Raw genomic sequence first — 22,404 nt, 5'->3', positions numbered from 1 at the left:
GGGCGTTTATCAGGCGCCGACGATCCCGCCATCCTCGCGGGAAATCGCCATCACCGAAGACCGCGGCTTGCCGTTGGGCAGATGCTCGGGGAACGTCGACCCACCGTTTTCCCCCGGATGCTGGATCCCGACAAACAAGGTTTTCTGATCCGGCGAGAAGCTGATCCCCGTCACCTCGCAGCCCACCGGCCCGACCATGAAGCGGCGGATCTCGCCGGTCACCGGGTCGGCACAGAGCATCTGGTTATTGCCCATGCCCGCGAAATCACCGGCATTGCTCGAATCGCCATCCGTGAGGATCCACAGGCGACCGGCCTCGTCGAAGCCCAGGCCGTCCGGGCTGTTGAACATGTTCTGAGGGGTGATGTTCGACGAGCCGGCCTTCGGCGTGCCGGCGTGGACGCCCGGGTTGCCGGCGACCACAAACAGATCCCAGGCAAAGCTTTTCGAGCCATGATCGTCACGGTCAGTGCGCCAGCGCAAAATCTGCCCGTAGACGTTCTTCTCGCGCGGGTTCGGCCCGCCCACCGGTTGCCCGTCCTCGCCACGCTTGGCGTTGTTGGTCAGCGTGCAATAGACCTGGCCATCCTTGGGGCTGACGACTATCCATTCCGGGCGGTCCATGCGCGTAGCGTTCACAACGCTGGCTGCGAGGCGTGCATGAATCAGCACTTCGGCCTGATCGGCAAATCCGCTGCTGGCATCAATGCCGTTTTTGCCATGGGTCAGTTCGATCCACTCGCCCTGGCCTTTCGGGTGATCGGCATTGCCGTCGCCCGCATCGAAGCGCGCCACGTACAAAGTGCCGTGGTCCAGCAGGTCGCGGTTGGCCTTGGGGTTTTTATGGTTGATCTTGTCGCGGCTGACAAATTTGTAGATGAACTCGCCGCGCTCATCGTCGCCCATGTACACCACGGCGCGACCGTCATTGGTTTCGGCCAGTGCGGCGTTTTCATGTTTGAAGCGGCCCAGCGCGGTGCGTTTGACCGGCGTCGACTGAGGATCGAACGGGTCGATTTCCACCACCCAGCCATGACGATTGAGTTCGTTGGGGTTTTTCGCCAGGTCGAAGCGCGGATCGTGTTGATGCCAGTTGATTTCTTTACTGGCCGCCACCGCGCCGTAGCGTTTCTGCGCGGCATCGAATTTCTGCTCGGCATTGCTACTGCCGAAGCAGTCGGTGAAGTTCTCTTCGCAGGTCAGATAAGTGCCCCACGGCGTCTTGCCGTTGGCGCAGTTCTGGAAGGTGCCGAGGACGTTCTTGCCGTGTTTGTCGGCGCTGGTTTTCATCAGCTCGTGACCTGCCGCCGGACCGCTCAGGCTGATCGGCGCGTTGCCGTGAATGCGCCGGTTGTAGCGCGAGCCCTGGACGAACCGCCACTGGCCGTTCTTGCGCTGCACTTCGATCACCGACACACCTTCGCAGGCCAGGGCCTTGCGCACATCTTCCGCCGATTGCGGCATACCGCCGTGGGGGTAGAGGTAGCGGTAGTTGGTGTATTCGTTGTTTATCGCCATCAGCGCCCGGTCTTTTTCACCGGGGAATTCGAACAGGCTCATGCCGTCGTTGTTGTCGCCGAACTGGACTTCCTGCGCTTGGGCCGTGCCATTGCCGCTCGGGTCGAACGCCGGGCCATTTTTTTGCAGTGGCTGGCCCCAGCTGATCAACACCGAAGATTTGTAGCCCGGCGGCAGGGTGATGGTATCGGTCGTGGTGGCGGCGATGCTGTCGAAACCCAACAGTTTGCTGGAACCGGCGCTGACGCTGGCGGCCAGCACGCTGCGACTCAGCAGGTTGCCACCGAGAAACATCGCCGCACCGCAGAGGGCACCCGCGCTGATGAAGCCACGACGGCTGAGGCCGACCATTTTTTCGAGGTCGGTGGGTTGGTTGTCTTCTAATAAGCTCACATCAGGCTCCCTGCGGGTTTTTGCAGCCACCTTAATGGTGGTCGATGAAGCTTTTGTTGCAGCCGCTGCATTGATTTTTTGTAGCAGCTGCCGAAGGCTGCGTTCGATCGCGAAGCGGTCGTAAACCCGCCACCGCGATTGCCAACGTCGGATGGCGACTGCTGCGCAGCCGAACGCAGCCTTCGGCAGCTGCTACAGGGTTGTGTGGTGTCTGATCTAGAGCGGTGTGCCCAGCAGAATGTTGGATGGCGCGAATTGCACCTGTACCGGTTTTCCGGCGGTGAGTTCGAGGGTCTTCAGGTGCAGCGGCTCGGCCAGGGCGCAAAGTGTCTGGCCATTGGGCAGGCCGATGCGCACTTCGCTGGGGCCGTCGTCGGCGTCGAGGATTTCTTCGATCATGCCCTTCAGGCAATTGTTGCCGGGCGTTGCGGTTTGATCGATGCCCAGCAGTTCCAGCCAACCGGCCTTGATCAGCGCCACTACTTCGGTGCCGGTCTGCAGTTCCAGGCGCAGAGTGCTGTCGTGGGTGATCTGCGCATCGATCCGCAAACCTTCGGCCAGTTCAAGACGGATGCGGTCGTTGCGTCCTTGTGCATCGATCGCCACGACCTTGCCGTGCAGTTGGTTGCGCGCGCTGGTTCTGAGCATCAGGCGACCGAGCAGGTCCAGGTCACTGGCTTCTTCGGCGGCTTCCAGCACCTGAGTCTGCAAGGCTTGCAGCTTTTGATACAGGCGCAACACGCGCTCACCTTCGCTGGACAGTTTGGCGCCGCCACCGCCCTTGCCGCCGACGCTACGCTCCACCAGCGGTTTCTGCGCGAGGTTGTTCAGCTCGTCGATGGCGTCCCACGCCGCCTTGTAACTCAGGCCGGCGCTTTTCGCGGCGCGGGTGATCGAGCCTTGTTCGGCGATGTGTTGCAGCAACGCGATGCGCTGCGGGCGACGGGCAATGTGCTGGGACAACAACGTAGGCAAGGACATGGCGAGACGCTTTGGGCTGTGGCGATGGGGAGGACGTTGGCGGCTTGGCGCGCGGGAGTCAAGTCAGGTCACGTCGCCAGGTTTTGGGGTACGGGCCAGGCAGTAGACATCGACCCGCGCGGCGCCCGCCTCCATCAACAGGCGAGCCAGGGCCTGGGCGGTGGCGCCGGTAGTCAGCACATCGTCGACCAATGCGAAATGGCGACCCTTGATCGAGGCCGCGGGCGCCAGTGCAAAGGCGTTCCGCAGGTTCTTTTTACGGGCATCGGCATTCAGTTCTTGTTGCGCACTGGTGTCCTGAACCCTCAGCAACAGCGTTTCATCGCAAGGAATGTCGAGGCTGACGCTGAGCCAGCGGGCGAGCATTGCCGCCTGGTTGAACCCCCGCTGGCGCAGACGTTTGGCGGCCAGCGGTACGGGTATCAGCACATCGGGCCGATCCAGATCTTCATCGAAGCGATGTTGCAGGAACTGAGCGAGAAGTTCGGCGAGCAGGCGGCCAAACGGCCACTTCGCGTTGTGCTTGAAGCGGGTGATCAAACTGTCGACCGGAAAGCTGTAAGTCCAGGGCGCGGCGACTCGCTCGAAGGCCGGCGGTTGTTTCAAGCATTGGCCGCAGGTCAGGCCCGTGGAAGGCAAGGGCAGGGCGCAGGTTTGGCAGTGCTCGCCCAGCCAGGGCAACTCGGTTTCGCAGGCCATGCAGATTGGGGTGATGTCGTCCGCGGCTTCTGCGCAGAGCAAACAGGTTTGTTTGTTTTTTAACCAGATGTAAACCGGTCCTTCGTATCGTGGTTGACAGCGCATCGCTCTTCCTTAAATATGCCGAACATCCGTGTCGCGTCTGTGGGTATTCCATTCCCCAGCCGCTTGCCAAGCATAAACAAGGAAACGCCCATGAGCGCCAGCACCACTGCAACCCTGCGTCATGACTGGTCTTTGGCCGAAGTCAAAGCTCTCTTCGTTCAGCCATTCAACGACCTGCTGTTCCAGGCGCAGACGGTGCACCGCGCGCATTTCGACGCCAACCGCGTCCAGGTCTCGACGCTGCTGTCGATCAAGACCGGTGCGTGCCCTGAAGATTGCAAATATTGTCCGCAGTCCGGTCACTACAACACCGGCCTGGAAAAAGAAAAACTGATGGAAGTGCAGAAGGTCCTCGAAGAGGCCGCTCGTGCCAAGGCCATCGGTTCGACCCGTTTCTGCATGGGCGCGGCGTGGAAACACCCGTCGGCCAAAGACATGCCGTACGTGTTGGAAATGGTCAAAGGCGTGAAAGCCATGGGCCTGGAAACCTGCATGACCCTGGGTCGTCTCGATCAGGACCAGACCGTCGCCCTGGCCGAAGCCGGTCTGGATTACTACAACCACAACCTCGACACCTCGCCGGAGTTCTACGGCAGCATCATCACCACCCGTACGTACAGCGAGCGCCTGCAAACCCTGGCTTACGTGCGTGATTCGGGGATGAAGATCTGCTCCGGCGGCATTCTCGGCATGGGCGAGTCCCTCGATGACCGCGCCAACCTGCTGATTCAGCTGGCCAACCTGCCTGAGCATCCAGAGTCGGTGCCGATCAACATGCTGGTGAAAGTTGCCGGTACGCCGCTGGAAAATGCTGACGACGTCGACCCGTTCGACTTCATCCGCATGCTCGCTGTCGCTCGCATCCTGATGCCAAAATCCCACGTGCGCCTGTCCGCCGGCCGGGAAGCGATGAACGAGCAGATGCAAGCCCTGGCGTTCTTTGCCGGCGCCAACTCGATTTTCTACGGCGAAAAACTGCTGACCACCGCCAACCCGCAGGCGGACAAGGACATGCAACTGTTCTCGCGTCTGGGGATCCTGCCGGAAGCGCGCGAAGAGCACGCCGACGAAGTGCATCAGGCCGCCATCGAACAAGCGCTGGTGGAGCAGAAGAGCAGCGAGATGTTCTATAACGCTGCTGTCTGAAACCCTCACCGATTTCTCTGAAGGAATGCAAAACCCTGTGGGAGCGAGCCTGCTCGCGATAGCAATTAGATATTCAACACAGATGTTGGATGTCATGGCCTCATCGCGAGCAGGCTCGCTCCCACAAGGAGCTGCGTAGAACCTGTGGGAGCGTGGCTTGCCCGCGATGGCTGCGGCTCGGTTTGCAGCCAAGTCCATTGTTCCTGCATCAGATTGTCAAATGACCTTCGAGGCCTGCATGTCTTTCGATCTCGCCGCACGCCTTGCTGCCCGTCGTGCCGAAAACCTTTATCGCCAGCGCCCATTGCTAGAAAGCCCCCAAGGCCCGGAAGTGGTGGTCGATGGTCAGCCATTGCTGGCCTTCTGTAACAACGATTACCTGGGCCTGGCCAATCATCCGCAAGTGATCGAAGCCTGGCGCGCCGGCGCGTCGCGCTGGGGCGTGGGCGGTGGTGCTTCGCATCTGGTGATCGGCCACAGCGGCCCGCATCACGCACTGGAAGAAGCCCTCGCCGAGTTCACCGGCCGCCCGCGAGCTCTGCTGTTCACCACCGGTTACATGGCCAACCTCGGCGCGGTCACCGCGTTGGTCGGGCAGGGCGATACGGTGCTCGAAGACCGTCTCAATCACGCGTCGTTGCTGGACGCGGGGTTGTTGTCCGGTGCGCGTTTCAATCGCTATCTGCATAACGACGCGGCCAGTCTGGCCAAGCGCCTAGAGAAGGCCACCGGCAATACGCTGGTGGTCACCGATGGCGTGTTCAGCATGGACGGTGACGTCGCCGACTTGCCGGCGCTGGCGCGGGAAGCCAAGGCCAAAGGCGCGTGGCTGATGGTCGATGACGCGCACGGTTTTGGTCCGCTGGGCGCCAATGGCGGCGGGATCGTCGAGCATTTTGGTCTGAGTCAGGAAGACGTGCCGGTACTGGTCGGCACCCTCGGCAAGGCTTTCGGTACGGCCGGTGCTTTTGTGACTGGCAGTGAAGAGCTGATCGAAAGCCTGATCCAGTTCGCTCGGCCTTACATCTACACCACCAGCCAACCGCCGGCGCTGGCCTGCGCGACGCTGAAAAGCCTGGAGCTGTTGCGCAGCGAACACTGGCGACGTGAGCATCTGCAGGGGCTGATTCGCCAGTTCCGCCATGGCGCCGAACAGATTGGCCTGGAGTTGATGGACAGCTTCACGCCGATCCAGCCGATCATGATTGGTGATGCCGGGCGCGCGGTGCGGTTGTCGCAGATGCTGCGCGAACGCGGGCTGATGGTGACTGCGATTCGTCCGCCGACCGTACCTGCCGGCAGTGCCCGATTGCGGGTGACCCTGACCGCCGCTCACAGCGAGGCGCAGGTACAGCTATTGTTAAATGGACTGGCCGATTGTTTTCAACAACTGGGACCGGAGCCAAGCCATGCGTGATCGTCTGATTCTGCTGCCGGGTTGGGGGCTCGGGATTTCGCCGCTGGAACCCTTGGCGGCGGCCTTGCAGGGGTTGGATGAGCACCTGCGCGTCGAGATCGAGCCGTTGCCGGAACTGGAATCGAGCGACCTCGAAGAATGGCTCGATGAGTTGGACTCGACGCTGCCACAGGATGCCTGGCTCGGTGGCTGGTCATTGGGTGGCATGCTGGCGTCCGAGTTGGCGGCGCGACGCGGTGACCGCTGCTGCGGCCTGGTGACCCTGGCGAGTAACCCTTCTTTTGTCGCCCATGAACAATGGTTAAGCGCGATGCCCGGCGAAACCTTCGATGCGTTTCTGGCCGGCTGCAAGGCTGACTCGCGCATGACGTTGAAACGTTTTTCGCTGCTGTGCGCCCAAGGTGCCGAAGACCCGCGCGGGATATCGCGACTGTTGCTCGCTGGCGCACCGCATACGTCTTCGCCGGTGCTGATGAGCGGCCTGGAGTTGCTTGCCCAGCTGGATACCCGGCAAGCGTTGCAAGCGTTTCGCGGCCCGCAATTGCACTTGTTCGCCGGCCTCGACGGGCTGGTCCCGGCCGAAGCGGCGGGGGACTTGCTGACGCTTCTCCCGGATGTCGAAATCGGTCTGATTGAACAGGCCAGTCACGCGTTTCTTCTGGAAGACCCCCACGGTGTGGCGGGGGCGATTCAGGCCTTTTTGCATGAGTTCGGTGATGACTGATTTATCCCTTCCCAACCTGCCCGGCGGCTTGCCCGACAAACGCCAAGTGGCGGCATCCTTTTCCCGTGCGGCGGCGAGCTACGACAGCGTGGCTGAATTGCAGCGCGATGTGGGCAGCGAGTTATTACGTCGGTTACCGGAAGATTTTGTCCCTGCTCGTTGGCTGGATATGGGCTGCGGCACCGGGTATTTCAGCCGAGCCTTGGCGCAGAAGTTTCCTGCGAGCGCCGGAGTGGCGCTGGACATCGCTGAAGGCATGCTCAATCACGCTCGTCCCTTGGGCGGCGCGACCCATTTCATCGCGGGCGATGCCGAGCGCTTGCCGTTGCAGGACTCGACCTGCGACCTGGTCTTCTCCAGCCTGGCGGTGCAATGGTGCGCGGATTTCGCCTCGGTGCTCAATGAGGCGTATAGGGTACTGAAACCGGGCGGTGTTTTTGCGTTTGCTAGTCTGTGTGTAGGCACGCTGTACGAATTGCGCGACAGCTGGCGTCAGGTGGACGGCATGGTGCACGTCAACCGCTTCCGCGAGTTCGATGTTTACCAACAGCTTTGCGCGGGCAGCGGCTTGAAGATCGTCAGCCTCGAAACGCAGCCGCATGTGTTGCATTACCCCGATGTCCGCAGCCTGACCCATGAGCTCAAGGCACTTGGGGCGCATAACCTGAACCCTGGTCGGCCAGGCGGTTTGACCGGCAGGGCGCGGATCCTCGGCCTGATCGAGGCTTACGAGCAGTATCGTCAGGCACAGGGACTGCCGGCGACTTATCAAGTGGTTTACGCCGTGTTGGAGAAACCCTTATGAGTGCAGCCTATTTCATCACCGGTACTGACACCGATGTCGGCAAGACGACCGTCGCCGCAGGTTTGCTGCATGCCGCGCGGTTGGCGGGCTTGAGCACGGCAGCGGGCAAACCGGTGGCCTCCGGTTGCGAGCTGACGCCCAAGGGGTTGCGCAACGCCGATGCGCAGGCCCTGTTGGCCGAGTGCTCGATACCGTTGACCTACGAACAGGTCAATCCGGTCGCGTTCGAACCGGCGATTGCACCGCATCTGGCGGCGCGAGAGGCTGGCGTGGCATTGACCGTGCAATCGCTGCTAACACCGATGCGGCAGATTCTCGATATGCAAGCGGACTTCACCTTGATCGAAGGTGCTGGCGGCTGGCGAGTGCCGTTGGCGGATCAGGACAATCTGTCGGACCTGGCGATGGCGCTGGGTCTGCCGGTGATCCTGGTGGTCGGCGTACGGCTGGGTTGCATCAATCATGCGCTGCTGACAGCCGAGGCGATCGCACGGGATGGTTTGCAGTTGGCAGGGTGGGTGGCCAACATCATCGATCCTAAGACGTCGCGCCTTGAAGAGAACCTCGCGACATTGGCCGAGCGCATCCCCGCGCCATGCCTGGGGCGAGTGCCAAAACTCAAGTCGGTGACAGCCGATGCGGTGGCCGCGCATTTGCAGCTGGACCTGCTGGACTGAATTTGTTGGCTTGGGTTTTAGCTATGACAAGGCACTGTGCCATTAGTGTTTTTGTCGGGCCTTTTGTCGGCGTGTCTGGTTCAATGGCCGCTGTTGATCCTTTGTCGGACGAGTTCCCCCATGGAAATCTCAGGAAACACCGCTTTTTATGCCGGTCTGAGCACTATTCAGACCGGGCAGAACCGCGTCGATCAGGCTTCGGGTCAGATCGCCAACAACACCATTGAGCGTTCGGTCACCAGTCAATCCTCCGAGATTCAAGTTGATCGCCTGCGTTCGGTAGACCGCAGCCAGCAATCGGATCTGGCCAGCAATATGGTCGAGATGTCCCAAGGCAAGTTCCAGGTGGAACTGGGCGTCAAAGTCGCCAAGGCATCCGATGAAATGCTCGGTACGTTGATCGATACATTTGCCTGATCCCTCGCTGAATCCGCTACTCCAACGCCGCGCCTGTTCGCGGCGTTTTTCTGCGTAAGTCCTTCTGCCTCAACTAATCTCTCCTGCATGACGTGTTGCTCAGTCAACGGCGGTGGGCAGCGGCGTGTCCGAGGTTTTCGTGACGCGATGACGAACGGCAAAAGATCGGCGCTTGACAAGAATTGGGCGTAAACGTATGTTTCAAACAACTGTTTGACCGCCACAACAAATCAACGCGGTCGTTCATTCCCGGTTACATCAGCAGAGGTTTATCGCTATGCCTGACTACAAGGCCCCCTTGCGTGATATTCGCTTCGTTCGTGACGAACTGCTCGGCTACGAAGCGCACTATCAGAGCCTTCCGGCTTGTGCAGACGCAACTCCAGACATGGTTGACGCCATTCTCGAAGAAGGCGCCAAGTTTTGTGAGCAGGTACTGGCTCCGCTGAACCGCGTGGGTGACACCGAGGGTTGCACCTGGAGCGAGTCCGGCGTTAAAACCCCGACCGGTTTCAAAGAAGCCTACAAGCAATTCGTCGAAGGTGGCTGGCCAAGCCTGGCTCACGACGTAGAGCATGGCGGCCAAGGCCTGCCAGAGTCTCTGGGGCTGGCTGTCAGCGAAATGGTTGGCGAAGCCAACTGGTCGTGGGGTATGTACCCAGGCCTGTCCCATGGCGCGATGAACACCATTTCCGAACACGGTACGCCTGAGCAACAAGAGGCTTACCTGACCAAACTGGTTTCCGGCGAATGGACCGGCACCATGTGCCTGACCGAACCGCACTGCGGCACTGACCTGGGCATGCTGCGCACCAAGGCCGAACCTCAGGCCGACGGTTCCTACAAAGTCTCCGGCACCAAGATCTTCATCTCGGCCGGTGAACACGACATGGCCGACAACATCGTCCACATCGTTCTGGCACGTCTGCCAGATGCACCGGCCGGTACCAAAGGCATTTCCCTGTTCATCGTTCCGAAGTTCCTGCCGAACGCAGACGGCTCGATTGGCGCACGCAACGCTGTGACCTGCGGTTCCCTGGAACACAAGATGGGCATCCACGGCAACGCCACTTGCGTGATGAACTTCGACGCGGCCACCGGATACCTGATCGGCCCGGCGAACAAAGGCCTGAACTGCATGTTCACCTTTATGAACACCGCACGTCTGGGTACCGCGCTGCAAGGTCTGGCTCACGCCGAAATCGGTTTCCAGGGCGGCCTGAAATACGCTCGCGATCGTCTGCAAATGCGCTCCCTGACTGGTCCGAAAGCGCCGGACAAAGCCGCTGACCCGATCATCGTTCACCCTGACGTACGTCGCATGCTGTTGACCATGAAGGCGTTCGCCGAAGGCAACCGTGCGATGGTTTACTTCACCGCCAAGCAAGTCGACATCGTCAAGTACGGCGTCGATGAAGAAGAGAAGAAGAAAGCCGACGCACTGCTGGCCTTCATGACGCCGATCGCCAAAGCCTTCATGACTGAAGTCGGTTTCGAATCCGCTAACCACGGCGTACAAATCTACGGCGGCCACGGCTTCATCGCCGAGTGGGGCATGGAGCAGAACGTTCGCGATAGCCGCATTTCGATGCTGTACGAAGGCACCACCGGTATCCAGGCACTCGACCTGCTGGGCCGTAAAGTGCTGATGACTCAAGGCGAAGCGCTCAAAGGCTTCACCAAGATCGTCCACAAGTTCTGCCAGACCAACGAAGGCAACGACGCGGTCAAAGAGTTCGTCGAGCCATTGGCTGCGCTGAACAAAGAGTGGGGCGAGCTGACCATGAAGGTTGGTATGGCCGCCATGAAAGACCGCGAAGAAGTTGGCGCCGCGTCGGTGGACTACCTGATGTACTCCGGTTACGCCTGCCTTGCCTACTTCTGGGCTGACATGGCGCGTCTGGCTGCCGAGAAACTGGCTGCCGGCACCACCGAAGAGGCGTTCTACACCGCCAAGCTGCAGACTGCGCGCTTCTACTTCCAGCGTATCCTGCCGCGTACTCGCACTCACGTTGTAACCATGCTGTCGGGCGCCAACAACCTGATGGACATGAAAGAAGAAGACTTCGCACTGGGTTACTAAGCCCTACGCAGTCTCTTCACAAAGCCGCTGCTTCCTCGGGAGCAGCGGTTTTTTTATGCCTGACGCAAACGATCACGCCTGTAAATATTCCTGACTAAAACGCTAAGAAGAAAGCCACTGCTGCCGTTAAAGAGGATGGCGATGTGACACACGTCACATTGCATGTGCTTAGTTGCGCTAAATGCAGGCACAATGCCATCTTTGTTTGCCGGGTCGGAGTTTTACCCTTGCCGCGTTCTTCCGCTGTACGTTTCAGTCATTTTTTGCCATCGCTACTGTTATTGCTGGCGGGGCTTGCGGCTGCCTACGTCAAGGATCTCAACGTCTTCTTCACCTCGTTGTTCAACGTGCTGCCTACGCTGGTGCTGTTGCTCGGCGGGGCGTATTGCGCAGTTTACCGGCGTCAGCGTGAACTGTTTCTGATGGTCACGGTGTACATCGCCTACTTCTTGCTCGACACCCAGACCGACTACTATCGCGACAACGGTAAAGTCCGTGACGATGCCGCCGTGGTCTTCCATCTGTGCTGTCTGTTGCTGCCATTACTCTTCGGCTTGTTCGCCGCCTGGCAGGAGCGCACCCATCTGTTTCAGGACATGGTGGCGCGTTTCGCCGTGTTGCTGGCGTTCGGCAGCGTGGCGCTGGGGCTGGAACAGAGTTACCCACAGGCGCTGTTGATGTGGCTCTCGGAGATCCGCTGGCCAGCTCTGCATGGCGCCTGGATGAGCCTGATCCAGTTGTCCTATCCCGTGTTCATCGCCTCGTTCCTGTTGCTGGCCTGGCAATACTGGCGCAACCCAAGACCTTTGCACGCTGCGCAACTGGTGGGGCTGTTGGGATTGTTCTGGATGTTGCCGAAGACCTTCATCCTGCCTTTCACCCTGAACATCATGTGCAGCCAGGTGATGTTGATGATTGCCGCAGCGGTCGCCCATGAAGCCTATCAAATGGCATTCCGCGATGAGCTCACCGGCCTGCCGGGTCGCCGCGCCCTGAACGAACGCATGCAACGGCTGGGGCGCAATTACGTGCTGGCCATGGGCGACGTCGACCACTTCAAGAAATTCAACGACACCCATGGCCACGATGTCGGCGATCAGGTGTTGCGCCTGGTCGCCAGCAAGCTGTCGAAAATCAGCGGGGGCGGTAGAGCATATCGCTACGGCGGTGAAGAATTTGCTCTGGTGTTCGCAGGCAAAACCCTCGAAGAGTGTATGCCGCACCTGGAAGTCATCCGCGAATCCATCGCCACCTACAACATCCAGCTGCGCAATCAGGACAGTCGTCCCCAGGATGACCAGCAGGGACGCCAGCGCCGCGCCGGTTCAGGCGCCTCGAGTGTATCGGTCACCGTCAGCATCGGTGTCGCCGAGCGGTTGGAGCAGCGCACGCCGGAAGAAGTGCTCAAATCCGCTGACCAGGCGCTCTACAGCGCCAAAGGCGCGGGGCGAAACTGTGTGATGGCTTTCGGTCAGAACCGCCGTGGCGCGGTGCGCATGGACGCCGCTGCGGGTTGAGTGATGATGGCGCATTCAGCGTCTGGACTGTGATTGTGAGGCGTGGTGCGCGGCAGTAGGTTTGAGCTATCTGCTGCCGGAGAAATGACCATGCCCGAGTACAAAGCTCCCCTGCGCGATATGCGCTTTCTGATCGACCACGTCTTCGATTTTCACAGCAACTACGCCGCGCTGGGCGCCACCGATGCCAGTCCGGACATGATCAATGCGATCCTTGAAGAAGGCGCGAAATTCTGTGAGAACGTTCTCGCACCGCTGAACCGAAGCGGCGACGAAGAAGGCTGCCATTTCGACAACGGCGTGGTCACAACGCCTACAGGTTTCAAGCAGGCTTTCGCGCAGTACGTGGAAGGCGGCTGGCATGGTCTGGCGGCAGATCCCGCTTACGGCGGCCAGGGTTTACCCAGTTCTTTGGGGCTGGTCATCAGTGAAATGGTCGGTTCCAGCAATACCTCCTGGGGCATGTACCCCGGCCTGACGCACGGTGCTATGTCGGCGATCCATGCCCATGGCACCGAAGAACAGAAACAGACCTATCTGAGCAAGCTCACCGCTGGCCAATGGACCGGCACCATGTGCCTGACCGAAGCCCATTGCGGCACCGATCTGGGCATCATCAAGACCCGCGCCGTGCCTCAGGCTGACGGCAGTTACGCGATTTCCGGCAGCAAGATTTTCATTTCCGCCGGCGAACACGACATGAGTGACAACATCATCCATCTGGTGCTGGCCAAACTGCCGGACGCGCCGGCCGGTACCAAGGGCATTTCGCTGTTTATCGTTCCTAAATACCTACCCGATGCCGAGGGCGAGGCGGGTGAGCACAATGGTGTTTCCTGCGGCTCGATCGAACACAAAATGGGCATCAAGGCCTCGGCCACCTGTGTGCTCAATTTCGACGACGCAAAGGGATTCTTGATTGGTGAGCCGAACAAGGGCCTGAACTGCATGTTCACCATGATGAACCACGCGCGGCTCGGCACCGGCATGCAAGGTCTGTGTCTGGGTGAGGCAAGTTTCCAGGGCGCAATCAAATACGCCAACGACCGCCTGCAAATGCGCTCGCTGACCGGCCCGAAAGCGCCGGAAAAAGTCGCCGACCCGATCATCGTTCATCCCGATGTGCGCAGGATGTTGCTGACCATGAAGGCCTTCAATGAAGGCAACCGGGCGCTGACTTATTTCACCGCGCAGTTGCTGGACGTCGCTCATCTGAGCCCGGATGAAACGGCGCGCCAGGATGCCGAAGACTTGTTGGCATTCCTGACGCCGATCTGCAAAGCCTTCATGACCGACACCGGGCTGGAGGTGACCAACCTCGGCATGCAGGTGTTTGGCGGCCACGGTTTCATTCGTGAGTGGGGCATGGAGCAGCTGGTTCGCGACTGCCGGATCGCGCCGATCTACGAAGGCACCAATGGCATTCAGGCGCTGGACTTGCTTGGGCGCAAAGTCCTTGGCAGTCAGGGAAAACTGCTGCGCGGCTTCACCAAAATCGTCCACAAATTCTGCGCGGCAAACGCTGAACATCCGCAACTCGGCAGCTATGTGGCGCAGCTCAACAGTCTGAATCAGCAGTGGGGCGAGTTGACCACCAAGGTCGGCATGGCCGCGATGAAAAATCCGGATGAAGTCGGCGCTGCCTCGGTGGATTACCTGATGTACAGCGGCTACATCATCCTCGGCTACCTGTGGCTACGCATGGCGTTGGTGGCTCAGGCGCAGCTGGATGCGAGCGGCGGCGATGCCGATTACTGCAAAGGCAAACTGGCGACCAGCGAGTTTTACTTCAAGCGTTTGCTGCCACGTACGGCTGCTCATCGGGCGGCCATCGAGGCGGGCAGCGATTGCCTGATGAAGCTGCCGGCAGAGTTGTTTGCGCTCTGACGATCAGGCTTGAAAAGCTTCGCGGGCAAGCCTCGCTCCTACGGTTCTATGTCGTCCATGTGAAATGCGCTGCGACACGACCTGTAGGAGCGAGGCTTGCCCGCGAATGCGTTCTGGCAGGCGCAGATGAAATGCCTGTGACTAAAAATTACAAAACGGTCACTAGTCGACCCTATGTGTCGTAAAAGTTGTTGGGGTACACTCGGACACAACGAAATCACATTCTACGAACCACCTGTTTAGATCTTGCGAGGTTTGCCATGGCTGACTACAAAGCGCCCCTGCGCGATATGCGCTTCGTCCTCAATGAAGTTTTCGAGGTCGCCAAACTCTGGGCCGAACTGCCTGCGCTGGCCGAGACCGTCGATGCGGAAACGGTCGAAGCCATTCTCGAAGAAGCCGGCAAGGTCACCAGCAAAAGCATCGCGCCCCTGAGCCGTGCAGCTGACGAAGAAGGCTGCCACTGGGCCGACGGTGCCGTCACCACCCCGGCCGGTTTCCCACAGGCTTATCAGACTTATGCTGAAGGCGGTTGGGTCGGTGTCGGTGGCGATCCGACCTATGGCGGCATGGGCATGCCCAAGGCGGTTTCGGCGCAGGTCGAAGAAATGGTCAACTCTGCGAGCCTGTCGTTCGGTCTATACCCGATGCTGACCGCCGGCGCCTGCCTGTCGATCAACGCCCACGCCAGCGAAGAGCTGAAAGCGGCGTACCTGCCAAACATGTACGCCGGTGTCTGGGCCGGTTCCATGTGCCTGACCGAGCCGCACGCCGGTACTGACCTGGGGATTATCCGCACCAAGGCCGAGCCTCAGGCCGACGGTTCCTACAAAGTCAGCGGCACCAAAATCTTCATCACCGGCGGTGAACACGACCTGACCGAGAACATCATTCACCTGGTACTGGCCAAGCTGCCGGACGCCCCGGCGGGGCCGAAAGGCATTTCGCTGTTCCTGGTGCCCAAGTTCATGGTCAATGCCGATGGCAGCCTGGGCGCACGTAACCCGGCGAACTGCGGTTCGATCGAACACAAGATGGGCATCCAGGCGTCCGCGACCTGTGTGATGAACTTCGACGAAGCCGTGGGTTACCTGGTCGGCGAGCCGAACAAAGGCCTGGCGGCGATGTTCACCATGATGAACTACGAGCGTCTGGGCGTCGGCATCCAGGGCCTGGCCACTGGCGAGCGCTCGTACCAGAACGCTATCGAATATGCTCGTGACCGTCTGCAAAGCCGCTCGCCGACCGGCGCGCAAAACAAAGACAAGGTCGCTGACCCGATCATCGTCCACCCGGACGTGCGTCGCATGCTGCTGACCATGAAAGCCTCGAACGAAGGCGGCCGTGCTTTCTCGACTTACGTGGCGATGCAGCTGGACACCGCCAAGTTCAGCGAAGACGCCACCACCCGCAAGCGCGCAGAAGACCTGGTTGCACTGCTGACGCCGGTGGCCAAGGCATTCCTGACCGACCTGGGTCTGGAAACCACGGTTCACGGCCAGCAGGTATTTGGCGGTCACGGCTACATCCGTGAGTGGGGCCAGGAGCAACTGGTGCGCGACGTTCGCATTACGCAAATCTACGAAGGCACCAACGGTATTCAGGCGCTGGACCTTGTAGGACGCAAAATTGTCGGCAGCGGCGGGGCGTTTTACAATCTGTTCGCTGATGAGATTCGTCATTTCATCGGGACAGCCAGTGCTGACCTGGCGGAGTTCATCCAGCCGCTGAATGATGCGGTGGACACCCTCGACGAACTGACTGCGTGGTTGCTGGACCGGGCGAAAAACAACCCGAACGAGATCGGTGCGGCGTCGGTGGAGTATCTGCAAGCATTCGGCTACATGGCCTACGCCTACATGTGGGCACTGATGGCCAAGGCAGCCTTCGGTAAAGAAGCGCAGGACGATTTCTACGCGAGCAAATTGGGTACGGCGCGGTTCTATTTCGCACGTCTGCTGCCGCGTATTCACTCGTTGAGCGCGTCGGTAAAGGCAGGCAGCGAATCGCTGTTCCTGCTGGACGCAGGACAATTCTGATCCTTTGACGTTATGTAAGCATTCTCTTACATAACGTGCTGCTGTTTTCCCATAGGCGAAGATTGGATCCAGAGCTAATCTACTTCACATGGACGTCGCGCAGGAAGCGCAAAGCAACAACACGGACACGTAGGATTCTGCCAGGACGGCGGAGTGAAATGGATGTCAGGGAAACAGTCTGCAAAGCCCCGCTTCGGCGGGGTTTTCTTTTGCCTGGAAAAAAGTGCTCAGCTCAACCCGTCCAGTGTCGCCGGGCCATTCAAGTGGTCATCTGGCCCATTCATCACTTCTTCCAGCAATGTCCGTAACAACGTCAGCGAAGCCTGTTGCCGCTGCACATCCCGACACACCAATCCGACTTTCAGCGGCACCCGCGGTTCGCTCAGTGGTTTCCACAGCAAGGCCTGATCGCCATGGGTCTTTTGCGAGCGCCCAGGCAGAACCGTCGCCAGTCGCGTGTGCGGCAGGCTGTCGAGAATCCCCGCCATGTTGTTCAGCTCAGCCTGCACTTGGGGGCGACGTCCCAGATTGGCTAATTGTGCCTGCCAGATCTGCCTCACTTGGAACTCTTCACCCAGTAGCAACATCGGTAACTCGGCGGCCTGGCTCATAGAGACTTTCTTGAATTCGCGCAACGGGTGGTCCGCCGGGATGACAAGGGTCAGTTCATCTTCGTACAACTGCACGCCGTGCAAACCCGGCTGACGGGGCGGCAGGTAACTGATGCCGATGTCCAGTGAACCGTTGAGTAGCCGCCGCTCGATTTCCAGGCCGGTCAGTTCATATATCTGCACCACCAAATGTGGCTGTGCCTTGCGCACGCGTTCGAGCATTTGCGGCACGAGGCTGGAGTGGACGGTCTGCAGTACGCCGATGGCCAAGGTTCGTAGCGCCTTTCCCTTGAAGTTGCCCAAGGCTTCGCGTGCGCGCTGCAAGCCATCGAGCAAGGGCAGAGCATGGTTGTACAGCGTATGGGCAGCCAGAGTGGGCAGCAGACGTTTGCTGCTGCGCTCGAATAGGCTCACATCGAGGTCTTTTTCGAGTTGGCGAATCTGCTGGGACAACGCTGGTTGGGAGATTGAAAGTCGCTCGGCGGCCCGGCCGACGTGGCCTTCTTCGTAGACCGCGACGAAATAACGCAGTTGCTTGAAATCCATAAGTAATACTTATCGAAAATGCTGGAAAATCGAAATGGCTCAGTGCCTTGCCTAAGCCTAGTCTAACCACATTCACAGGGCTTACAGGGCCATAGCGCACGATGAATACCGTTTACGACGATGGTGTTTACATAGGCAAGACAGAAAACCTCAAACGAGGTTTTATCCAATGAATCTGTTCAACCTGCGACGCAAGCCACCGAGCCTTGATGACCTGGCAATGGACACCTCCCTGTCGTCCAGAAGCGACAACTTAACCAGCGAGTGTCTGATGCCCAGTGTCGAACGGCCGAAACAGATTTTCGTGCGGGGCCAAGGCTCATGGCTGTGGGACAGCGATGACCGCGCTTATCTTGATTTCTCACAGGGTGGCGGCGCCAATAGCCTTGGACATAGCCCTTCGGCACTGGTCAAAGCCATTTCGGAACAGGCTCAGTCGTTGATCAACCCAGGTTTCAGTTTGCATAACCGTGGCATGCTCAACCTCACGGAACGGCTCTGTACCAGCACCGGCAGTGACCAGGCGCACCTGCTCAACAGTGGCAGCGAAGCCTGTGAAGCAGCGATCAAGTTGGCGCGCAAATGGGGTCAGCGACATCGCGGCGGTGCTTCGAGGATCATTGTTGCCAGTAAAGGTTGTCATGGCCGTAGTCTCGGGACGATTTCAGCGTCGGACAGTTCCAATCTGATCAACCGATTCGAGCCACAACTGCCGGGCTTCAGTCATGTTCCGTTCAATGACCTGCCGGCGTTGCATGCGGCCGTGGACGCCCAGACTGTCGCGATCATGCTCGAGCCGATCCAGAGCGAGGCCGGAGTGATTCCCGCCACCGAACACTACCTCAAAGGTGTCGAGCGCCTGTGTCGTGAGCTTGGCATCTTGCTGATACTCGACGAAGTGCAAACCGGCATCGGTCGCTGCGGCAGCTTGCTCGCCGAACAGTCCTACGGCGTGCGGGCAGATATCGTCGTGCTCGGCAAAGGACTCGGCGGTGGCGTGCCATTGGCGGCATTGCTGGCGCGAGGCAAGGCCTGTTGTTTCGAAGTCGGCGAACTGACCGGCACGCATCACGGCAATGCGCTGATGAGTGCTGCCGGTCTTGTCGTCCTCGACAATGTGCAGGACAAGGGCCATCTCGATCATGTGCGCGAGGTCGGTCAGCATCTGCGTGAAGGCTTGAGTCGTCTGGCTCATCGCTACGGTCACGGTGAGTTGCGCGGGCAAGGACTGCTCTGGGGTCTTGATCTGTCCGACGATTCGGCTGAGGCCGTAGTCAAGGCTGCGCTGTACGAAGGATTGCTGCTCAACGCCCCGCAACCCGATTGCTTGCGCTTTACCCCAGCCCTCACCGTTAGCAAGGCCAATATCGACGAAATGCTCCTGCGCCTGGCCCGTGCCTTCTCCCGCGTACGCACCGCGCAACTGCAGTGCCGCAAAGGTATTGCGGTCTGATCAGACCCGTCCTACACGAATTCTCGAACCGTCTCGCGGTATAACGCATCGCCCTACACCTGATTCTTTTGGCGTGGGGCGTTTTTTTGTCTTCCTTTGGAGGGAGGCAGTGATCGGAATTGACAACTGAACCCCGTAGAACGCCGCAGGTCGATTAGCTGTATGGTTTCACAAGAGCCAACTTCAATCAGGAGCTACCCCATGGACTTTATTCGAATCATCATAGCCATTCTGTTGCCGCCACTGGGTGTGTTTCTGCAAGTCGGTTTCGCTGGGGCGTTCTGGCTGAACATTCTGCTGACGTTGTGCGGTTACATTCCGGGGATCGTGCATGCGGTATACATCATCGCCAAACGCTGAGTTTTGATGTGTCAGGTAAACAGCCTTCGCGGGCAAGCCTCTACGTTCTGTAGGAGCGAGGCTTGCCCGCGAAGGGCACGACGCGGTTTCAGCCCGCCAACTCCATCACCCGCCGATAAAACAACCACTCCTGTTCCAACGCATGGGCCTGATTGCCGGCCTTGCGAAAGCCATGGCGCTCGTCGGCGTAGTAATGCGCTTCGACCAGAATGCCGTTGTCCTGTAGCGCAGTGACCATGTCGCGGGTCTGTTGCGGTACCACCACGGCGTCCAGTTCACCCTGAAAGAAAATCACCGGAACGCTGATGTTGTTCGCGTGCAGCAATGGCGTGCGCGCGGCGTAGCGTTCGGCGTCCTGCACCGGGTCGCCGATCAACCAATCCAGATAATCACCTTCGAACTTGTGAGTGGCGTGGCCTAGCGCAACGGGATCGCTGACGCCATACAGGCTGGCACCCGCACGAAAGACCTTGTGAAAGGCTAGTGCGCACAACGTGGTGTACCCGCCGGCGCTGCCGCCGCGGATAAACGCCTTGTCGCCGTCGATCAGTCCCTGATCGGCGAGGTAGGCCACCACCGCACAGGCGTCTTCCACATCCACGTCACCCCAGCTCAGATGCAACGCCTGGCGATAAGCCCGGCCATAGCCGCTGCTGCCTCGGTAATTGAGGTCGGCCACGGCGAAGCCGCGTTGTGCCCAATACTGGATCCGCGGATCGAACATCGGGTAGCAGGCTGAAGTCGGGCCGCCGTGAATGAACACCACCAACGGCGGTTTCGTGTTGTTGGTCATCGCTGGGTAGAAAAAACCATGGGCCTCGCCCGAACCGCTTGGATAACGCAGGGTTTTCGGGCAGCTGATCTGTTCGGCTGGCAGCGGTGCGATACCGCCGGCCAGAACGTTGACCTGGCGTGTTTCACGGTCGATGGCAATGATTGCCGATGAACTGACCGGCGAAGCGGCGATGCAGTAGATGAACTGCTCATCCTGTGCGAGGTGGCGGAAGCGGCTGTAGTCGCCAGTGAAATCGTCACGGGAACCATCGCCATGACAAAGCCCCAGTCGACCAAAACCACCTTCGGTCCAACTCGCCAGATAAGTGTCTTCGCTCAACGGTAACCAGGTGCAACCACCCAGTTGCCAAGGCGCGGGTCCATGGTCGGCGGCAGCGCTTGGAAGTGGACTCAGACCGTTGCTCGACTCCACCCACGGCTGCCAGAGACCACCGCGATCCGTCAGACAATACAGGCGGCTGCTGTTATCGAATCGAGGTTGTTGCAGTGACTCCTGGGCACTATCGCCGGCCACACATCGAGGTTGCGCAAAACTGCGATCGCTCTGGCGTTCGGCAACCATCAGGCGGGTAACGGTCCAGGGCTGATCCGGGCGATTCCACTCGATCCAGGCCAGACGCTGCCCGTCAGGGCTCACGGTCGGTGCCGAGTAGAAATCGGCACCTTCGGCCAGCAGATGACGTTGGCCGTCAACCAGATCGATAGCCACCAGGCGATGTTGATCGCGGTTCTCTTCCACCGCCAGCACCTGCCCGTCGGCGAATTGCAGATCGCCGTAACGGCATTCATTTGAAGTCAGGGCCTCAGGTGCCTCACCCGTCAGCGATTGCCGATACAGCTGCTGATCGGCCTCGTTGACGAAAACCAGCCCGTCATCGGTCAGACAAAACGCGCCGCCGCCATATTCGTACACCCGGCTGCGCACACTGAAGGTGGGCGGCGTCAGGCAACGAGCCTGGCCGTCGCGCCACTGCCAGATCCGGCAGGCGGCGTCCTCGGGGCGGTATTCGTTCCAGAACAGGCCATGTTGCCCGACCTGTAACTCGGCGAAGTCGATGCCGGACGCGACAGCCCTGGCGGCGCTCAAGGGTTCAGCTTTTGGCGATGAGGCGTGAGTTTCGTTCATTGCGAAAGGCCAGTTGTTCAATGGTCTGGGTCGCGTGTTCGGCTTCTTCGCGGGCCTTGAGAATCACGCCGTGATGTTCCGACTTGCTGCACACCGGGTCGGCGTTGCTCGCGTCACCCGTGAGCATGAACGCCTGACAGCGACAGCCGCCGAAGTCTTTTTCTTTCTCGTCACAGGAGCGGCACGGCTCGGGCATCCAGTCGTAACCGCGAAAGCGGTTGAAACCGAACGAGTCGTACCAGATGTGCTGCATGCTGTGGTCGCGCACGTTGGGAAACTGCACCGGCATCTGTCGGGCACCATGACAAGGCAGGGCGGTTCCGTCCGGGGTGACTGTCAGAAAAATACTGCCCCAGCCATTCATGCAGGCTTTCGGGCGTTCTTCGTAATAGTCCGGCGTCACGAAAATCAGCTTGCACGGATGCCCTTCGGCTTCCAGTTTGGCGCGGTATTCATTGGTGATGCGTTCGGCGCGAACCAATTGTTCTTTAGTCGGCAACAGGCCAACCCGATTGAGCTGGGCCCAGCCGTAGAACTGGCACGTCGCGAGTTCGACGAAGTCCGCTTCAAGGGCAATGCACAGCTCGATGATCCGGTCGATCTTGTCGATGTTGTGCCGATGGGTGACGAAGTTCAGCACCATCGGGTAGCCGTGAGCCTTCACCGCGCGAGCCATTTCGAGCTTTTGCGCGAAGGCCTTTTTTGAGCCGGCCAGCAGGTTATTCACTTGCTCGTCGCTGGCCTGAAAACTGATCTGGATGTGGTCCAGACCGGCCTTCTTGAAGTCGCTGATTTTCTGTTCAGTGAGGCCGATGCCGGAGGTGATCAGGTTGGTATAAAAACCCAGCTTGCGCGCTTCAAAGATCAACTCGGCGAGGTCTTGGCGCACCAGCGGCTCACCGCCGGAAAAACCCAGCTGCGCCGCACCCATCTCCCGGGCTTCGCGAAAGACTTTGATCCACTGCTCGGTGGTCAACTCTTTGCCCTGCTCGGCGAAATCCAGCGGATTGGAGCAGTACGGGCATTGCAACGGGCAGCGATAGGTCAGCTCGGCCAGCAACCACAGTGGCAGGCCGATTTCAGGCTTGGGCGGTAACTTGATTGA

At 59.6% G+C, this 22,404-nt stretch carries 18 protein-coding genes; 12 read left to right on the top strand and 6 right to left on the bottom strand.

Annotated elements, in window-relative coordinates; translation table 11 throughout:
- Nucleotides 1–9: 9 nt before the first annotated feature.
- The 3 genes from IB250_RS15910 to IB250_RS15900 form a co-directional block, all read right to left on the bottom strand.
- The gene (locus tag IB250_RS15910; protein ID WP_192344820.1) at nucleotides 10–1,911 is read right to left on the bottom strand and encodes a PhoX family protein; all 1,902 of its coding nucleotides are present in this window, start codon (nucleotides 1,909–1,911) and stop codon (nucleotides 10–12) included.
- Nucleotides 1,912–2,127: 216 nt separating this feature from the next.
- Nucleotides 2,128–2,892 (bottom strand): TOBE domain-containing protein, encoded by a 765-nt coding sequence (locus IB250_RS15905; RefSeq protein ID WP_192344819.1) that lies wholly within the window; start codon nucleotides 2,890–2,892, stop codon nucleotides 2,128–2,130.
- A 63-nt stretch (nucleotides 2,893–2,955) separates the two neighbouring features.
- Complete coding sequence (locus IB250_RS15900) at nucleotides 2,956–3,696, bottom strand: ComF family protein (RefSeq protein ID WP_192344818.1); 741 nt, start codon at nucleotides 3,694–3,696, stop codon at nucleotides 2,956–2,958.
- A 90-nt stretch (nucleotides 3,697–3,786) separates the two neighbouring features.
- Between IB250_RS15900 and bioB the strand changes: the two genes are divergently transcribed.
- The 10 genes from bioB (at nucleotide 3,787) to IB250_RS15850 (ending at nucleotide 16,408) form a co-directional block, all read left to right on the top strand.
- Entirely contained in the window at nucleotides 3,787–4,842 is a 1,056-nt protein-coding gene (gene bioB / locus IB250_RS15895) for a biotin synthase BioB (protein WP_007904183.1), read from the top strand.
- A 238-nt stretch (nucleotides 4,843–5,080) separates the two neighbouring features.
- Complete coding sequence (bioF, locus tag IB250_RS15890) at nucleotides 5,081–6,259, top strand: 8-amino-7-oxononanoate synthase (protein ID WP_192344817.1); 1,179 nt, start codon at nucleotides 5,081–5,083, stop codon at nucleotides 6,257–6,259.
- Nucleotides 6,252–6,983, top strand: coding sequence for an alpha/beta fold hydrolase (locus IB250_RS15885; protein ID WP_192344816.1), 732 nt, complete (start codon nucleotides 6,252–6,254; stop codon nucleotides 6,981–6,983). The genes bioF and IB250_RS15885 overlap by 8 nt, the downstream gene beginning before the upstream one ends.
- A complete protein-coding gene (gene bioC, locus IB250_RS15880; RefSeq protein WP_192344815.1) occupies nucleotides 6,976–7,788 on the top strand; it encodes a malonyl-ACP O-methyltransferase BioC in 813 nt (270 codons plus the stop codon). The genes IB250_RS15885 and bioC overlap by 8 nt, the downstream gene beginning before the upstream one ends.
- The gene (gene bioD, locus IB250_RS15875; RefSeq protein WP_192344814.1) at nucleotides 7,785–8,465 is read left to right on the top strand and encodes a dethiobiotin synthase; all 681 of its coding nucleotides are present in this window, start codon (nucleotides 7,785–7,787) and stop codon (nucleotides 8,463–8,465) included. Before bioC ends, bioD begins: the two co-directional genes overlap by 4 nt.
- Nucleotides 8,466–8,585: 120 nt before the next feature.
- Nucleotides 8,586–8,882, top strand: a complete 297-nt coding sequence (locus IB250_RS15870) for a hypothetical protein (protein ID WP_030129975.1) — start codon at nucleotides 8,586–8,588, stop codon at nucleotides 8,880–8,882.
- Between the two features lie 277 nt (nucleotides 8,883–9,159).
- Nucleotides 9,160–10,965: a phenylacyl-CoA dehydrogenase gene (locus tag IB250_RS15865; protein WP_007904189.1), complete on the top strand. Its 1,806-nt coding sequence runs from the start codon at nucleotides 9,160–9,162 to the stop codon at nucleotides 10,963–10,965.
- A 227-nt stretch (nucleotides 10,966–11,192) separates the two neighbouring features.
- Entirely contained in the window at nucleotides 11,193–12,482 is a 1,290-nt protein-coding gene (locus IB250_RS15860) for a GGDEF domain-containing protein (protein ID WP_192344813.1), read from the top strand.
- Nucleotides 12,483–12,572: 90 nt separating this feature from the next.
- Nucleotides 12,573–14,369: an acyl-CoA dehydrogenase C-terminal domain-containing protein gene (locus IB250_RS15855; RefSeq protein ID WP_192344812.1), complete on the top strand. Its 1,797-nt coding sequence runs from the start codon at nucleotides 12,573–12,575 to the stop codon at nucleotides 14,367–14,369.
- 260 nt (nucleotides 14,370–14,629) lie between these two features.
- Complete coding sequence (locus tag IB250_RS15850; protein WP_192344811.1) at nucleotides 14,630–16,408, top strand: acyl-CoA dehydrogenase C-terminal domain-containing protein; 1,779 nt, start codon at nucleotides 14,630–14,632, stop codon at nucleotides 16,406–16,408.
- A gap of 227 nt (nucleotides 16,409–16,635) precedes the next feature.
- On the opposite strand, the gene IB250_RS15845 is transcribed toward IB250_RS15850, so the two are convergent.
- Complete coding sequence (locus IB250_RS15845; RefSeq protein ID WP_192344810.1) at nucleotides 16,636–17,565, bottom strand: LysR family transcriptional regulator; 930 nt, start codon at nucleotides 17,563–17,565, stop codon at nucleotides 16,636–16,638.
- Nucleotides 17,566–17,734: 169 nt separating this feature from the next.
- Between IB250_RS15845 and IB250_RS15840 the strand changes: the two genes are divergently transcribed.
- Both IB250_RS15840 and IB250_RS15835 read left to right on the top strand, forming a co-directional pair.
- Nucleotides 17,735–19,018, top strand: coding sequence for an aspartate aminotransferase family protein (locus IB250_RS15840; protein WP_192344809.1), 1,284 nt, complete (start codon nucleotides 17,735–17,737; stop codon nucleotides 19,016–19,018).
- Between the two features lie 201 nt (nucleotides 19,019–19,219).
- Nucleotides 19,220–19,378, top strand: a complete 159-nt coding sequence (locus IB250_RS15835) for a YqaE/Pmp3 family membrane protein (protein WP_007904205.1) — start codon at nucleotides 19,220–19,222, stop codon at nucleotides 19,376–19,378.
- Between the two features lie 88 nt (nucleotides 19,379–19,466).
- On the opposite strand, the gene IB250_RS15830 is transcribed toward IB250_RS15835, so the two are convergent.
- Complete coding sequence (locus tag IB250_RS15830) at nucleotides 19,467–21,299, bottom strand: S9 family peptidase (RefSeq protein WP_192344808.1); 1,833 nt, start codon at nucleotides 21,297–21,299, stop codon at nucleotides 19,467–19,469.
- Complete coding sequence (gene pqqE, locus IB250_RS15825; RefSeq protein ID WP_192345008.1) at nucleotides 21,265–22,401, bottom strand: pyrroloquinoline quinone biosynthesis protein PqqE; 1,137 nt, start codon at nucleotides 22,399–22,401, stop codon at nucleotides 21,265–21,267. Before pqqE ends, IB250_RS15830 begins: the two co-directional genes overlap by 35 nt.
- Between the last annotated feature and the right edge of the window lie 3 nt (nucleotides 22,402–22,404).

Origin of the sequence: Pseudomonas sp. PDM09 (assembly GCF_014852305.1) — a bacterium.
In the GTDB taxonomy this organism is placed as follows: domain Bacteria; phylum Pseudomonadota; class Gammaproteobacteria; order Pseudomonadales; family Pseudomonadaceae; genus Aquipseudomonas.
The sequence above is the reverse complement of the archived record's forward strand: the minus strand, read 5'-3'. Positions and strand labels throughout refer to the sequence as shown.

Coding starts and splice junctions, on each gene's coding strand:
- IB250_RS15905 (WP_192344819.1), bottom strand. CDS start 2,892: ATGTCCTTGCCTACGTTGTTGTCCCAGCACATTGCCCGTCGCCCGCAG.
- IB250_RS15900 (WP_192344818.1), bottom strand. CDS start 3,696: ATGCGCTGTCAACCACGATACGAAGGACCGGTTTACATCTGGTTAAAA.
- bioB (WP_007904183.1), top strand. CDS start 3,787: ATGAGCGCCAGCACCACTGCAACCCTGCGTCATGACTGGTCTTTGGCC.
- bioF (WP_192344817.1), top strand. CDS start 5,081: ATGTCTTTCGATCTCGCCGCACGCCTTGCTGCCCGTCGTGCCGAAAAC.
- IB250_RS15885 (WP_192344816.1), top strand. CDS start 6,252: ATGCGTGATCGTCTGATTCTGCTGCCGGGTTGGGGGCTCGGGATTTCG.
- bioC (WP_192344815.1), top strand. CDS start 6,976: ATGACTGATTTATCCCTTCCCAACCTGCCCGGCGGCTTGCCCGACAAA.
- bioD (WP_192344814.1), top strand. CDS start 7,785: ATGAGTGCAGCCTATTTCATCACCGGTACTGACACCGATGTCGGCAAG.
- IB250_RS15870 (WP_030129975.1), top strand. CDS start 8,586: ATGGAAATCTCAGGAAACACCGCTTTTTATGCCGGTCTGAGCACTATT.
- IB250_RS15865 (WP_007904189.1), top strand. CDS start 9,160: ATGCCTGACTACAAGGCCCCCTTGCGTGATATTCGCTTCGTTCGTGAC.
- IB250_RS15855 (WP_192344812.1), top strand. CDS start 12,573: ATGCCCGAGTACAAAGCTCCCCTGCGCGATATGCGCTTTCTGATCGAC.
- IB250_RS15850 (WP_192344811.1), top strand. CDS start 14,630: ATGGCTGACTACAAAGCGCCCCTGCGCGATATGCGCTTCGTCCTCAAT.
- IB250_RS15845 (WP_192344810.1), bottom strand. CDS start 17,565: ATGGATTTCAAGCAACTGCGTTATTTCGTCGCGGTCTACGAAGAAGGC.
- IB250_RS15840 (WP_192344809.1), top strand. CDS start 17,735: ATGAATCTGTTCAACCTGCGACGCAAGCCACCGAGCCTTGATGACCTG.
- IB250_RS15835 (WP_007904205.1), top strand. CDS start 19,220: ATGGACTTTATTCGAATCATCATAGCCATTCTGTTGCCGCCACTGGGT.
- IB250_RS15830 (WP_192344808.1), bottom strand. CDS start 21,299: ATGAACGAAACTCACGCCTCATCGCCAAAAGCTGAACCCTTGAGCGCC.